Origin of the sequence: Clostridium sp. KNHs214 (assembly GCF_000744935.1) — a bacterium.
Classification (GTDB): domain Bacteria; phylum Bacillota; class Clostridia; order Clostridiales; family Clostridiaceae; genus Haloimpatiens.
In genome coordinates this window covers 57,937-73,578 of sequence record NZ_JQMW01000011.1, presented here as the reverse complement: position 1 = coordinate 73,578, position 15,642 = coordinate 57,937, and the positions used below count along the sequence as shown (strand labels likewise).

The window sequence follows — 15,642 nt, the reverse complement described above, 5'->3', positions numbered from 1 at the left end:
ATTATTTAAATAAAGTTTTTTAGTTATTTAAATTTATTGTTCCCAGCTCTTATGCAAGTCATGGAGGAGAAATTTCATAATGCCACCACATTGTACCTTTTTGTGGGTTAATCATAGAAATAATATAGATTAAAATTCATAATTTGTATCATGTCTAAAAAGAGGGTGAAAAGTAGGTGAAAAATTATTCTCATATATCTTATAGATATTTGGAAAATAGTAAAAAAAGAAGCATTTTAACCTGTATAGGAATAATCCTTTCTGTAGCTTTAATATGTGCAATAGGTACTTTGATAGTCAGTTACAGAGAAAATGATATGGAGCAGACTAAAAAGGAGAAGGGAGAATTTCATGTAGTATTTGAAGGAGTAAGTGAAAATAAAGTTAGAAAGATAAAAGGTCATTTGGACAGTGAAAGAGTTGGTGTATTAAGAGAAATAGGGAAGAGCAAAATATATGAAGCTAACCCAGGGGATATAAATGTAAAAGACATGCCTATGTACAAATATATAGATATAGTATCTTATGATAAAAAAGCCATGGAGATGCTTCCGTTATCTTTAAAGGAAGGAAATTTACCCAAAAATGAAAATGAAATTACAATAGAAGAATGGGCTTTAGAGTATATTCCCAACCATCCAAAGGTTGGAGATAAGATAACTTTACCTTTAGGTGAATTTACTAGGAAAACCATAGAACATAGTAAAAAATATGATGAAGAAGAATGTATAACAGAAGAAAACTTTGGAGATGGTTCAAATTATAAATATGATGAGATGGAAAAAAAGACTTTTGTTCTTTCAGGTATATTAGACAGTAGATTTTATTCTCAATATAATATAAGAGCTAAAGCTATAACTAGTCCAACGTTAGATATAACATCGAAAGGTAAGTGTAACGCCTATGTTTATGTAAATAAAAAAAAGAATATAGAAAAGTATATAGATGAAGTTAAATTAGATATGATTCTAAGTGGAAATAAGGAAAATATGAAAGTGGATTTCAATTATGATTTATTAAATTTTGAAGGAAGGGGAATAGATAAAGAGTATAATACAACTGTATTTTTAATAGTTGCACTTATAATTTTTATAATAGTTATGAGTACTATAATGGTTATTTATAATATTTTTCAAATGTCTGTAATGGATAGGATAAGGCAGTTTGGAATACTGAGCTCTATTGGAGCTACCCCTAAACAAATAAGAAAAATTGTTTATAAAGAAGCTGGAGTATTAGGTTTTATATCCATACCCATAGGTCTTTTAAGTGGAGTTGCAGCTATGAATATAGTTTTCTATATTATTAAAAAAATATTATCTGGGAATATAGATTTTGAATTTAAAGTTGTGGCATCGCCTTATGTGTTTATAATAAGTATAGTTATAGCATTAATTACTATTTATATATCCTGTGTTAAACCAGCATTTATAGCATCAAAAATATCTCCATTGGATGCTATAAAAAGTAATTTTGGGATAAAAACTGAAAAGGTGAGAAAAGTAAAAACTAATATATTGATGGAAAAGATATTTAAAATAGAGGGAAATATAGCTTACAAAAATATAAAGAAAAATAAGAGAAGATTTTTAGTAACCATAAGTTCTACAATTGTAAGTATAGTACTTTTTATAGCTTTTAGTTTTATGATGTCTATGGGAAGTACAATGGATTCAGTAAAAAAACAATCCTATAGGGATTACGAGTTAAGGAAGGTTCCTGAGTCTAATAAAAATTCTGGTTTTTCTCAAAAAGATTATATAACTATTAAAAATATAAGAGGTGTAGAGAATGTATATAGAATATTTGAAAGCAGAGATTATGTAATTTCTGTTCATAAGGAATTAATAACTCCGGAGTATAGGAAAATATTAAATGAACGAAATCCACAAACTTCAAAAGAAAAAAATGAAAATATACCTTTGCTTTTAAAGGGATATGGCAGAGAAGAATTAAAATTATGTAAGAATAAACTTTTGAAAGGCAACGTAAGTGAAGAAGAGTTAAAAAATCAAAAGGGGGTACTGTTAGTACAAAATGGCAGTGTTTTTAATACTAAAAGTGATAAAGCATCAGTAATAAATTTTACTAACTTTAAAGTGGGAGATAAAATTCAAATATGTAAAACATCTAGTGAAGGAAAGGAAATAACTAAGGGAAGTTTTAAGGTGCTTGGAATATTACGAGAAACCCCCATTGGAGATGCTAAATCTGATAATGGTGAAATTTATGCTGTAACCACAGAAGAGTTATTTAAAGATATGACTAAAGATAAAACTTTTTATTCCATGCATATACTAGTAGATGGAAAAGCAGAAAGAAAAAATATAACTGCGCAATTGAAAAAATTTGCAGATACAAGCAAAAAAATTATTCTAGCAGACACCAAGGAGAAATTGGAAAATATAAAAAAAGAATCTATAATACAAGGTATATTTTTATATGGTTTTGTGGCCGTAATAACTATAATAGGTTCTTTAAATATAATAAATACCATAGAAACTAATTTGATTCTTAGAAAGAGAGAATTAGCGGCAATGCAGGCCATTGGTATGAGCAGCAAGCAGGTAAATAAGATGATATACTTAGAAGGCGGAATTTATGGGATAATAAGCTCTACATTTGGTGGAGTAATTGGGACAACATTAACCTATGTTATATATAGAATATTCAGTAGAGTTAGAGAGGTTAAATGGTCAGTGACATGGAAATATATAATCATAGCTGCCATAGGAGCAATTATTATTTCATTATTATCTGCATATTTTCCATTAAGAAAAATAAAAAAGGAGAGTATTGTTGATAATATAAGAATGGAGGAATAAACCTCAATGCCCGTATAACGGGTTGAGGTTTATTCCTTAAGTTCTATCCCTAATTTTTTATAAAATGTAGAATTTATAATGTTAGATATAGGGAGTTTATGATCCTTTTGAAACTTATGAACTATTGCTTTCATTCCCTCGCCATAAATGCCATCAGGATTTCCATTATAGTATCCCTTTTCTTTTAAAAATTTTTGAACTTCATAAACATCGGAGCCCCTCATGCCAGGTTCTAGAGGCCTTAAATAGGAACCAAAATTTCCATAAGGGCCGCCATTAATTATAACTTTAGTACCATGAGGAGTTATTTTATAAAGTTCTTTTACATCATTATTCCTCATTCTTATGCAGCCATGAGAAGAGCTCCAACCTATGGACCCGGGCTTATCGGTACCATGTATTCCATATTTACCCCAGGGAACATTAAAACCCATCCATCTTCCACCGAAGCCCTCTCCCCAAGTATCTTTGCTTATTATGGTCCAAGTGCCTATAGGAGATGGAGTAGAAGGTTTACCACCGGCTACTGTATAGGTTTTTAATAATTTATCATTTTGAAAGACTCCTAAAGTGTTAGCTTCTAAATCCACTAGTATAACTATGGTTTTTTTAGAGTCGTAGCCTTTTATATTTACACTAAAAACTTTTTCGAAATTTTCTCTAAAAAATATAAAAAAAGCTAAAGTTATAATTAAAATTATAATTATAAATACAGAAAATTTTTTTAGTTTATTCACAGAAAACACCCCCATATAATTATATGAGAAGTTAAAGGGTAAAATTATAATTAACTGAACTTTATCACATAAATTTTAATAAACCTACGTTGTTTATATATTTGAGGACGAAAGGGCATTAATGCAGCATTATAGAAATGGAGTTTGTCAATTTTTAAGTAGTTTTGATTTTATAATAAATTAGGTTATGATTAAACCATAATAAGGTACAATGTTATGGAATTATGAAATTTAATATTTTTTGTGGGTTAATAATTTTATAAATCATAAATAAAGAGTTTATAAAATTACCATAGGATTTATTGAGGTATTGGATTATAATATAAATTGAACTTTCGCAGTTAAAATTTAAAATTGAAAATTTAAAATCAAGGATAAAACTCTTTTGGGAGTTTTTTAATATAAATTTAAGAAATTCATTAGGAATTCCAACGTTAATTCTACATTTTAAATTTTAAATTAAAAAATAATCTATAGTTTGAAATTTATGTGCGAAAGTTGATTAAATAAAGAATTGTGAGGTTGTATTATGAATTTAGATAGTATGGATGTGGCAAAGGCTGCTATTGAAATGAGTATATCTAAAAGAGAAGAAGAAAAACAATTAGAATATGCGTTTAGAAAAAAAGATATATTAACTACAGCTGTAAATATTGGTGGTAATATAAATAATACCATGTCTAAAATTATAGAGAGAGCACTTGTAGCTTCTAAAAAGGGTGGCTTAATTTCAGAAAATTCTCATCTATATGATGGGGCAGTAATAGGTGCTACCAAGGAAGCATTGATTCAAGTACTTCAAAAAGCTAGTGGATTAAATGTGGGAGGAAAAATAGGCATAGCAAGAAGTGGAGAACATTTATGTGTGACTATATTTATGAGTATAGGGCTTCTGCATTTAAATGAAATTGCTATAGGACTTGGACATAGAGCAATACCAAAAGAACAGTGAAAGTCATTTAAGAACTAGTAGATAAGTCTAACTATATAGTTTACGATGCAAATATTCCAAGTTTTATTTGAAAAAAATATATACATGTAGATAATTATATAGTTTACACTTTAACATCAGTACATAGTTTAAATTTTGATAGTATTTAAGAGATTATTACTTAGTTGTTAGAGAAGGATTCTGAAAAGGCACCCAATAATAGCAAAAAAAGAATCTTAGCATGTAAAAATATAAAACTTGTAAAAATATAATATTGACAATTGAATACCAATATTATAAAATAATAAACATAATTTTTAATATTGAAACCATAAATATTAAATAGTGTTATTAATTATTGAGTAATTCTAGTAGATTAGTGTAGGGGTTTAGTATATTAGTTTATGGGTTAGATATAAATGATAAATTAATATAGAAATTATTAAGTTAAATGTAGGAATTATTAGATTAGTTTAGTATTTTTATACAATAGAACTGTAGGATTGTAGGATTGTAGGAGAATTTATTATTTTAGTATAAATGCAATAAAACATCTAGAAAATAGTGTCGCTACTGAGATGTAAAAATTGCAATTAAGCCCTTGAAGCATAGGGTTTATTTAGATATGGTAAATAAGCTCTCTATTGAGGGCTTTTTTTATAAAAAAATTTATATTTGGAGGATGGTAGTATGGTAGGAAAGAAAAAATTTTCATTTCTTATGGCTCTTTTGGTGAGCCTGTCATTTTTAGGGGGATGTAAAAAAATAGGGGTCTCTCAGTCACAAAAAACTTTAAAGGATAAAAAGGTTATAAACATTGGCATTTCTCAATTTGTGGAGCATACAGCTTTAGAATCCGCTAGAAAGGGATTTATGGATGCGTTGAAATCCAAGGGATATGAGGAAAACAATAATATCAAAGTGGATTTTCAAAATGCTCAAGGAGATATAGCAACCACTCAAACTATAGCACAGAATTTTGCATCTAAAAATGAAGATTTAATATTTGCAATTGCAACGCCATGTGCACAATCAACATTTAATGTTATAAAAGAAAAACCCATATTAATAACTGCAGTTACAGATCCTGTACAATCGGGATTAGTGAAATCTCTAGAGAAACCTTCAACAAATGTAACAGGTACTTCTGATACTGTATCTATAGATAAACAGTTACAGCTTATAAAAAAAATAGTTCCAAATGTAAAGACTGTTGGTGTTGTATATAATACTAGTGAGAAAAATTCAGAGCTTCAAGTGGAAAATATAAAAAAAGCCGCAGAAAAATTTGGATTTAATATTAAAACTGCTGGTGTAACTAATGTAAATGAAGTGCCTCAATCACTAAATTCATTAGTGGGAAAGATAGATGTTTTATATGTGCCTACAGATAATACAGTAGTTTCGTCTATGCCTTTAGTGGTAAATGAATGTTATAAAAGAAATATACCTATTATAGGAGCAGAAAGCGCTCATGTTAAAGCAGGAGCTGTGGCTACTAATGGCATAGATTATTATAAATTAGGTTTTCAAACAGGAATTATGGCAGTGGACATTATAGATGGTAAAAAAGTACAGGAAATGCCAATACAAACATCTAAAGATACTAGTATTGTAATAAATAAGGATGCTTGTAAAAAACTTAATATCAGTATACCTAAGGACATTGAGGAAAAAGCTCAAATGGTTACTGGAGGTGTGCAATAATGGATTTTGTAATAAATATTTTAGAGCAGGGGATTATCTTTGCCATAGCATCTATAGGTGTGTATATAACATATAAGATTTTGGATTTTCCAGATCTTTCTGTGGAGGGTACTTTTCCTTTGGGGGCAGCCATAGCAGCAGTGGGGATTCTTAAAGATATAAATCCATTTTTAGCTTGTATTTTAGCTACTTTAGGTGGAATTGCAGCAGGAGCTGTCACAGGTATACTTCATGTGAAATTTAAAATTACTAATCTTCTATCTGGAATACTTGTGATGATATCTCTTTATTCTATAAATTTGAGGATAATGGGCAAGTCTAATATACCTTTATTCGGACAAAAAACTATATTTAATCTATCCTTGGCACCAATATTTATAATTTTAATATTGGCAGGAACAACTAAATTACTAGTAGATTTGTTTTTAAAAACTAAGTTAGGATTTATTTTAAGAGTAACAGGTGATAATGAACAATTAGTAACCTCATTAGGAGTAAACAAGGATTTTATTAAGATTGTGGGACTCGTGATTTCCAATGGATTAGTATCTTTATGTGGAGCTATTACTGCTCAGTATCAGGGATTTTCAGATGTAGGTATGGGGACAGGTATTGTGGTTATGGGATTAGCTTCAGTTATTATGGGAGAAGCTATTTTAAAGAAATTTAATTTTGTAAAAGGAAGTACTATGGCAATACTAGGGGCAGTTTTATATAAGGCAGTAATAGCCTTAGCATTAAAATTAGGGCTTCCACCTACAGATTTAAAATTAATTACTGCTATTATTGTAGTAATAGCTTTATCACTTAACAATATCAATGATAGAAGTTTCGGACCAGTATTTGGCTTAACAAAAGCATTTAAGTCTAAAAAAGGAGGTGCCTCTAATGCTTCAGATAAAAAAACTATACAAAGTATTTAATAAGGGGACAGTTAATGAGAATACATTATTTAATAATTTTAACTTAGATGTAGAAGAAGGAGAATTTATAAGCATAATAGGAAGTAATGGTGCAGGTAAATCAACTCTTTTAAATGTAATATCTGGGAATATAGAGGCAAGTGAAGGCTCCATAACATTGAGTGGTTCAGAAATTTCCAGATTACCTGAATATAAACGTACTAAACAAATAGGAAGGGTATTTCAGAATCCGTTACTAGGCGTATCGCCAAATATGACCGTATTAGAAAACATGTCCATGGCGTACAATAAAGGGGGAAAATTCAATTTATCCTTTGCTATAAATAAGAATCAAATAAATATGTTTAAGGAAATTCTTTCAAAATTAAATATTGGCTTGGAAAATAAATTACACAATAAAGTAGGGCTTTTATCTGGTGGTCAAAGACAAGCGCTGTCTCTTATAATGGCAGTAGCAACAAAACCTAAACTTTTATTATTAGATGAACATACAGCAGCCATAGATCCAAAAACATCAGAAATAATAATGGACATAACAAAAGATATAGTGGAAAAAAATAAAATAACCACTTTAATGGTAACACATAATTTAAATGATGCTATAAAGATGGGGAACAGGCTAATAATGATCCATAAGGGACAGGTAGTTATGGACATAAAGGGAGATGAAAAGAAAAATTTAACTACAGATAAGCTATTAAGAGAATTTGAAAAACTTGAAAACGCCATAAGTGACAGTGTTTTGTTTGCATAAACACGGTATATTATATAAAATTAGTTAAGGTAATAAGTAATAAGTAATAAGTAATAAGTAATAAGTAATAACTCAACTTTCGCATATAAATTTTAAGTCCACATTATACAAGGTAAGAAGTAAAAGTGAAAAAGTAAGAGATAATAGGTAAAAAGGTACTGTCGCATTAAGAAATTTACATACAATATACTGTTATGCAAGTTTAAACTTAACACAATACATTGTAGAAATTATTTTTAGTGCGACAGCACCTTATAAATTAATTATAAAAAACTCTTAGAGTTTTTTCATTAACTCTTACTTCTTAGCTCTTACCTATTACTTACCTATAAATTTTTTCAATACAGGATTCTTCTGAAAAACCGCCAATAGTGGCAAGCCTAATCCATAACAACAAAGGATTTCACCCCAGGCAACTTCCAGAGATATAAGCCATAGTGGCATATCCGGTACATATAAATATTTTAGCATAAGACCTATAATTATAGCATTGGATATAACCGCTGGTAAGGGTGCCAAAAGTTTTTTGTATTTAAGATTAGTTTTACCTATATAATAGGTAGCTATAGCGGCAATTAATGTGGCAAAGGTTCCTAGAATCATATCCACAGTGCCTACAGGGCTAATAATATTGGAAATTAAACATCCAATAGTTAGTCCAGGAATAGCATATGAAGTTAAGAAAGGTAAAACTGTCAGACCTTCAGCGACTCTATATTGTACCACTCCAAAGGACATAAAAGATAATGATATGGTAAGTACTACATAAATTGCAGCAATTACTGAGGCAAATACAATGCCCCTTACTTTTTTCGACGAATTTTTTAACGAATTCATAATTATTATTACCTCCGTAGTTTTGTTTTTAGACAGGTCGCTACGAACTGTCCCGTATAAATTTAGCACATAAAACCTATTAAGTCAACGGGACGTTAATTTTTAAAAATAAGTCAATGGGACAATTAATTTTGGGTTGATTTTTAAAATAAAATAAGACGGTTAATTTTAATAAATTGTTTACTTAATATGATTATATATTTTCTTAGCTTCCTCTAGTTTTATAGCTAAAAAGTTCTTAATTGTCTCATAACTTCATACATTATATAAAATAATATAAAAGGAAAGATAATGTTGAATGGATATGTTTTTGTAGTGATGGCCTTTATAATAGAAAGTACTTGGGAGACTTTGAAGAATATTGTTGTTAAGGGGAAGGTATCAAAAGATAGGATAGGCACTATTATTATAGCTTTAGTTGTGGTGTTTGTAGGCAATTTGGATATTATTAACTTTTTAGGTGTTAATATGAGTTATGGAATAGGTAAGATATTAACAGCAATTTTAATATCTAGAGGATCTAACTTCACGCATGATATTGTGAGTTTAATAAGCAATCAATACCAATATAAAAAGAATAATATAGAACAATAAAGCGTAATAGAGAAAATAATAAAAATTAATAAAGAATATTAATATTAACATTAAAGGGACGATTTTCATGGAAGCTTTTGGTGGTCATCCCTTTTAATTTGTGCGGTTATAAATTATAATAGTTTTATGTGTAAGAAAATTAAAAGATAAATTTAATTTTAGCCCCTACCTATGTGGTGGGGGTAAATTTACAACTATTGATAAAGGATTATAGAGGTGACACATGAAAAAATATTTTGATATTAAAGAGACCACTTTTCATAATGGTCTAAAAATAATAAGTATAAAAAAAGATACTAGAATTGCTAGTATTAATCTGGCAGTTAAAATAGGTTCACTATATGAGCATAAAAATGAAAAAGGAATATGTCATTTTATAGAACATATGCTTTTTAAAGGAACCACTAATAGAAATAATGAAAAGTTAAATGATGAATTAGAGCAGTTAGGCGGGGAATATAATGCCTATACAGATTATACTAGTACTGTTTATACGGTTACTTCTCTTTGTGAAGAATTAGATAAAGCTGTAGAACTATTATCTGATATGACTATGAATTCAATTTTTAATGAAGATGAATTAGAAAAAGAAAGAGGAGTAATACTGGCTGAAATAAGGACAAGCAAAGATGACATAGAGGACTACAGTTTCAGAAGAATAAATTCAATGGCTTTTAAGGAGAGTCCTATTAAATATGATACTATTGGTCAAGAGGAAACTGTAAAGAGATTTTCTAGGGAAGATCTTATGAATTACTATAAAAACTATTATGTACCAAATAATTCATGCATAGTGGTGGTGTCTTCTTATGAGCATGAAGAGGTGGTAGAATTAATTGAAAAGTATTTTAATGAATGGAGAAGGAAAAAAACGGAAAAAAGCGAAATAGTTATAGAGGAAAATATACCCATGAGGGAAATTTCAACCAAAAAGGATATGGAACAAAGTACTATAATGTATTTATACACATTTCATAAATTAGAAAAGAACAAAGAATTAGTTTTAAAAATTTTAAATCACAAACTAGGAGAAAGTTCTAATTCTATATTGTTTAGAGAATTAAGAGAAAAAAGAGGATTGGCATATGATGTGTATACTAATTTGGATTTAACTAAAGGAGTAAAAAACATATATATATATACTTCAGTAGCTAGAGAAGATGTAAAGGAAGCTCTACAAGTAATAGATAATTGCATAAATGGAATAAAAGAGGAGAAAATAACTTTTGATAGTAAAGCTATAGAGTTAATGAAGAAAATATTAAAAACTTCTGTAGCAGCAACTATTGAAGATTCAGCAGCATTATGCTCTTATGTATTAGGACAAGTTCTAGAAGAGGAAGATGTGTATGAATTTGAAAAAGATATAAATAATTTGGAGAATATAGTTAAAGAAGATATATATAAGGTGGCTAGAAATGTGTTCAATAATCCAACAGTACATGTTTTATTAAGTGAAGGTGATGATTAGTGAGTTCAGTAATATCAAGTATAGAAGTGCAAAAAAGAGATAAAAACAGGGTGAATGTATATATAGACAATGAATTTGCCTTTGGATGCAATGCAGAATTAGTTTATATTTATGACTTAAAAAAAGGGAAAAAGGTAGATTTAGAATTTTTACAGTCTGTAGCTGAAGAAGATAATTATTTAAATGGAAAGAATTATGCATTAAAAGTAATAGAAAAAACATATAAGACTGAAAAAGAAATTAGAGATAAATTATATAAAAAGGAGTATGGATATAAGGCAGTAGATAGAATAATAGCTTTTTTAAAAAAATATAAATTTTTAGATGACTATAAGTATACAGAGACTTTTATAAAAGATCGCATTATCAAATACGGTAAGAATAAAATAAAATTTGATCTTATAAAAAAAGGTATAGAAGAAGATTTAATAATAGAAAAATTAAATGTTATAGATTATGAAAAAGAATATGGCAGTGCATATGCATTAGGTGAAGGTAAGTATAAGCTTTTAATTAAGTCTGAAAAAGAAGTAAGCAAAGATATATTTAAAATATATAAAAAAGTTTGTGATTTTCTAATTAGAAGAGGTTTTGATTACAATATAGTAAATAGTGTAATAGAACAATTGAAAGATTCTCAAAAGTTAAATGGTGATGAAAAAGTTTTAAAATATAATGAAAACATTATAGAAGATAATGAAAAGGAAGATTTTCATAAAAAGCAGGATTTATATTTAGAAAATAAAGAAGATAATGAAAAAGATAATTATGAAAAAATTAAAAATTTAGCTTTAAAAAGATATAAGATAATTTGCAAATCAGAAAGTGATGATGTTAAGATATTTAGAAGATTATCCTCATATTTAATGCGAAGGGGATATTCTTATGAAGAAATAAAAAGGGTTTTAAGAGATATAGTTGAGTAAATATATATCTAAATGTGTGAGATATTTGCAGTGAAGTAATTTCAAGCTTATAGGTTTCAAGCGATATAATTAAATAAATATGATTAATTTGATTTTTTATGATGTAGAAGGAAAGGGGGATTATGGTGTATAAGGAGTTTTTACAAAATTTCATTAAAAATAGAAACCCTATAAATATATTGATTTTTGCTATATTTGTATATCCAATTTTAAAGGGCTTTATAGTTAAGTTCTCTTCTAAAAATTTAAAAAAAGAAGTAAATGGCGTGGAGACGAATATTTCTTTTGTAGTGTCAATAATTTTAGGAATATATTGGATGAAAAATATATTTTTTAATCACAGTAGTGGTATATATAAAAGTATATATGATATTATCCCTAAAGAAGCTAAAATGTATGCTATAAGAAAACCTATAGTTATTTATTTAGTGGCAATTCCCATAGCGGTGTTTATTATTCATAATTTAATTATGCTTATAATTGGAGGTATAAATAAAATAACCATGTATCCAGTATTTGATGGTATAGAAAAGAAAATAAGAGAAAAGGGAAATGGAATTAGAAGATTACTAGGAGCTATATTTCAAATACCTAGAGCTATATGTTATGTTATATTGTTGACTTTTTTATTGAATTTTCTATCCATAATAAATATAAAACCTAAGATTAATACGTATTTAGCAGACTCCAAATACTATAATTATATATGCAAAGCTGTAGTAATACCTATAAACAACTCAAAAGTTGCAAAAAAGCTTCCAAGTATAGTTAATAATTCTTTTAAAATAGTTATAAAAAATGACAGCAGTCCAGAGGTCAAAAAAGGTGATTCTAGGACTATAGTTTACTATAATGGAATAACTTTAGAGGAAGGAATAAAATCTAATGAAGATATAAATAAATTTGCTAGAAAACTAGTGCAGGATCGGAGTACAGATAGAGAAAAAGCAGAAGTAATTTATAAATGGGTTGGAAAGAATATAAATTATGATAATGAAAAAGCTGAAAAGGTGTTTAAGAATATATATGATATTAAATCAGGTGCCATTCCAACTTATTATTCTAAAAAAGGTATATGCTTTGATTATTCTTGCTTGTATGTGGCCATGTGTAGAGCCAACAATATAAAAGTTAGGCTGGTAACAGGCAGAGGATTTAACGGCGTAAGTTGGGTTGGACATGCATGGAATCAGGTTTATTTAAAGGAAGAAGGAGAATGGGTAAATGTAGATACTACTTTTGCAAAGGGTGGAAATTATTTTGATAGCAGCAGATTTTCCATGGATCATGCGGATAATAATATTGCTGGAGAATGGGGAGAGCGCTAGAAGAGTAGTGGTGGTTTAGTATGTCAGCTGGATGGAATATTTTATGAGGGATTTTAGTGTGTTATTTGTTAATTTATTAGAGAAAATGAAAATTAGTTGATTAATTTTCTGTGGTTAAACTAATCAACTAAGCTTTGGCTATTTAATTAATGTTGTGCAACATAAGATGGTAAATGTCTATAATCGGACTAATTTAGCGATTTACATATAATTACTATAATTTGGTAAAATGACGCTGGATTCAGTAGAAGAGTCATTTACCATATATTTTTACACAATATATATAAAATAGCCCAAATTTTTTTATTTTTTGTATTGATTTAATATAAAATTTATGGCTTTTTCACAGTCTTTGTCTTGATGATTTAATGCCCAAGCGGTATTAAAGTATATGAGAGCCTTTTGGCTATTCTTTAACATGGAATAGCAATAGGCTAAATTAAAAAAATACTTACTTTGAGCATCTTTTTCTATGGCACAGGATAAAAATGAAATAGCCCTTTTATAATTTTTTAGTTTAATAAGACATACTGCAGCATTATATAGGGAAGAGGCTTCATTTATTTTTTCGTCTGCAGCCTTTTTATACATATCTATAGCTTTTTTATAATTTTGGCTGTTGTACAGTTCATTACCCTTTTGAAAATAGTTCATTAATATACCTCCTTGTATAATAATGATGTAGTCATTAAGACTACTCATCTCAATTTAATTGTTTCTATAATAGATAACAGAAGAAGGATTTCTTCCTTCATCAGATGTTATCTTAGTTAATTATCATGCTTGACGGTTCCTATATAGACTCCAGACTTTTCATAAAGTATAATCTTCAAGGATAGGACAAATAATGTTTTCCTCCTTGGGAAGTCAGTATCTGCTGACTCATACCCGTGATTTAGTCAATTAGTCCATTCAATGAGGTTTTATGATTCGGCTGGTTGGGAGCCTCAGGCCATACCTGTATAACTCGCAAGGTTGTGTACTCATTAGATGGAAATGGATTCCTATCGGAAAGGAGCTTTTGCTCATGTCAAACATTTTATTTAAAAATTTATTTATCTCGGTCGGTATTGATGTTGGTGCAGATTTCAGTTGGATGTCTATCGCACTTCCTAACCAGACCTTTGTTGGAAAGCCTTTTAAAATACTACATTCAAACATTGATTCCCTTGAACTCGCTGTTTCTAAAATAAAAGAAGCAGAAGAGTTGTATTCTTTGGAAAGTCGCATTTTCCTAGAATCCACGGGAATTTATCATTACCCACTCTTCTGCTATCTTCGTGATACTGGATTTAATGTTAACCTAATTAATCCTATCATCACTAAGAATAGCACAAACATTAACATTAGAAAAGTGCATAATGACAGATTTGATTCAAAAAAAGCTGCCTTAATAGGCTTAAAGCCAGATTTAAAAGTATCTCTTATGCCATCAGATCTTGCTCTTGATTTAAGAAATCTTTCAAGAGAGTATTATGATTTGATGGACAACCGTTCTGCTTATGTGAACAAACTTCAAAGTGAACTTCGGATGGTATTTCCAGAATACCTTAAAATTTTTTCAAAAATAACTACTAATACATCATTAACCTTATTAGAAACATACACATCTCCAGATGCATTTTTAAATGCTTCCAAAGAAGAGATTATTGATTCTATAAGATCTACAGCTCGTTTTGGGCTTACATATGCTAATAATAAGTATAATGCCATTATAAAGGCTGCCAATGATGCAAAGACCTTCGGTTATTCTGTAAGTAGTAATTTTAAGCGTATTAGATTATACATAAGCTTTATTCGAAAGTATGATGAAGAGATTTCTTCTATACTCTCTGAAATGCATAAGCTTGTTGATGAAAATGAAAATACTGATTTTGTAAAGCAAATTCACTTGATTGAAACATTTAAAGGTGCAGGTTTTCTTTCTGCTGTAAGCCTCATGGGAGAAATCGGAGATTTCTCTGCGTTCAACTCACCAAAACAGCTTTTTGCTTATTTTGGTTTAGATCCAGCAGTAAAGCAATCTGGCAACTTTAATGGCACAAAAATCAGTATGTCAAAGCGAGGCTCTCGAATTGCCAGAAGAGTAATTCACACTATGGCATTAATCAGCATAAGCAAAAACAAAGATGGCTCCGCCAAAAATCAAGTACTTCGAGAATACTATCTTTTAAAGTGCCAAAGTAAGCCTAAAATGATTGCTCTTGGGGCAGTTATGCATAAAGTTTGTAACATATTATTTGCCATTCTTCGTGATGGGAAAGAATTTGAAATAATTACACCAGAAGAACACCAAAAGAATTATCTCAAAGCGAAATGCGGCTTCGCTGCGTAGTATAATTCCATAAATATAATTTCCGTTTTTTGTTAGTCTAACAAAAGTTTATTAAGGTTACCCTTTTTTAAGATAATAAAAATATTAATTATTTTTTTAATTCTTATTGACATTTCTTAGCTGGACTAGAATAGTCTTGTAGACTTTTTTATCTCATGGCTGCCTACTGTAGTATTTCAATATCTATGTAAGTGTAGGTTAAAGGTAAGCATTCCATGGATAACAGTTTCTAAGTTTCAAATAGAGTAAAAGTAACTTTATTTGAAACTTAGAA

The 15,642-nt window shown here is 29.0% G+C and carries 13 protein-coding genes; 10 read left to right on the top strand and 3 right to left on the bottom strand.

The window, feature by feature from the left end; all coding sequences use genetic code 11:
* The first annotated feature begins 176 nt into the window (after positions 1-176).
* On the top strand, positions 177-2,825 hold the full coding sequence (locus tag CC89_RS09160; RefSeq protein WP_035291482.1) for an ABC transporter permease: 2,649 nt from the start codon (positions 177-179) through the stop codon (positions 2,823-2,825).
* A gap of 29 nt (positions 2,826-2,854) precedes the next feature.
* Here CC89_RS09160 and CC89_RS09155 read toward each other — a convergent pair whose 3' ends face one another.
* A complete protein-coding gene (locus CC89_RS09155; RefSeq protein WP_286161335.1) occupies positions 2,855-3,562 on the bottom strand; it encodes a L,D-transpeptidase family protein in 708 nt (235 codons plus the stop codon).
* A 529-nt stretch (positions 3,563-4,091) separates the two neighbouring features.
* On the opposite strand from CC89_RS09155, the gene CC89_RS09150 reads away from it, so the two are divergent.
* The 4 genes from CC89_RS09150 to CC89_RS09135 all read left to right on the top strand — a co-directional run bounded on the left by CC89_RS09150 (position 4,092) and on the right by CC89_RS09135 (position 7,877).
* Complete coding sequence (locus CC89_RS09150; protein WP_035291479.1) at positions 4,092-4,514, top strand: HutP family protein; 423 nt, start codon at positions 4,092-4,094, stop codon at positions 4,512-4,514.
* Between the two features lie 669 nt (positions 4,515-5,183).
* Positions 5,184-6,200: an ABC transporter substrate-binding protein gene (locus CC89_RS09145; protein WP_035291478.1), complete on the top strand. Its 1,017-nt coding sequence runs from the start codon at positions 5,184-5,186 to the stop codon at positions 6,198-6,200.
* Entirely contained in the window at positions 6,200-7,123 is a 924-nt protein-coding gene (locus tag CC89_RS09140) for an ABC transporter permease (RefSeq protein ID WP_035291476.1), read from the top strand. Before CC89_RS09145 ends, CC89_RS09140 begins: the two co-directional genes overlap by 1 nt.
* A complete protein-coding gene (locus CC89_RS09135) occupies positions 7,089-7,877 on the top strand; it encodes an ABC transporter ATP-binding protein (protein WP_035291474.1) in 789 nt (262 codons plus the stop codon). Before CC89_RS09140 ends, CC89_RS09135 begins: the two co-directional genes overlap by 35 nt.
* Before the next feature lie 318 nt (positions 7,878-8,195).
* Here CC89_RS09135 and CC89_RS09130 read toward each other — a convergent pair whose 3' ends face one another.
* Positions 8,196-8,714 (bottom strand): QueT transporter family protein, encoded by a 519-nt coding sequence (locus tag CC89_RS09130; RefSeq protein ID WP_035291473.1) that lies wholly within the window; start codon positions 8,712-8,714, stop codon positions 8,196-8,198.
* A gap of 291 nt (positions 8,715-9,005) precedes the next feature.
* On the opposite strand from CC89_RS09130, the gene CC89_RS09125 reads away from it, so the two are divergent.
* The 4 genes from CC89_RS09125 (at position 9,006) to CC89_RS09110 (ending at position 13,033) form a co-directional block, all read left to right on the top strand.
* Positions 9,006-9,308, top strand: a complete 303-nt coding sequence (locus CC89_RS09125; RefSeq protein WP_051931655.1) for a hypothetical protein — start codon at positions 9,006-9,008, stop codon at positions 9,306-9,308.
* Positions 9,309-9,531: 223 nt separating this feature from the next.
* On the top strand, positions 9,532-10,779 hold the full coding sequence (locus CC89_RS09120) for a M16 family metallopeptidase (RefSeq protein WP_035291471.1): 1,248 nt from the start codon (positions 9,532-9,534) through the stop codon (positions 10,777-10,779).
* Positions 10,779-11,705, top strand: coding sequence for a recombination regulator RecX (gene recX / locus CC89_RS09115; RefSeq protein WP_035291470.1), 927 nt, complete (start codon positions 10,779-10,781; stop codon positions 11,703-11,705). The genes CC89_RS09120 and recX overlap by 1 nt, the downstream gene beginning before the upstream one ends.
* 125 nt (positions 11,706-11,830) lie before the next feature.
* Positions 11,831-13,033 carry a transglutaminase domain-containing protein gene (locus CC89_RS09110; RefSeq protein WP_286161334.1) on the top strand — a complete coding sequence of 401 codons (1,203 nt, stop codon included), beginning with the start codon at positions 11,831-11,833 and terminating at the stop codon, positions 13,031-13,033.
* A gap of 303 nt (positions 13,034-13,336) precedes the next feature.
* Here CC89_RS09110 and CC89_RS09105 read toward each other — a convergent pair whose 3' ends face one another.
* The gene (locus CC89_RS09105; protein ID WP_035291468.1) at positions 13,337-13,687 is read right to left on the bottom strand and encodes a tetratricopeptide repeat protein; all 351 of its coding nucleotides are present in this window, start codon (positions 13,685-13,687) and stop codon (positions 13,337-13,339) included.
* A 373-nt stretch (positions 13,688-14,060) separates the two neighbouring features.
* Between CC89_RS09105 and CC89_RS09100 the strand changes: the two genes are divergently transcribed.
* The gene (locus CC89_RS09100) at positions 14,061-15,368 is read left to right on the top strand and encodes an IS110 family RNA-guided transposase (RefSeq protein WP_035287686.1); all 1,308 of its coding nucleotides are present in this window, start codon (positions 14,061-14,063) and stop codon (positions 15,366-15,368) included.
* Positions 15,369-15,642 lie beyond the last annotated feature (274 nt).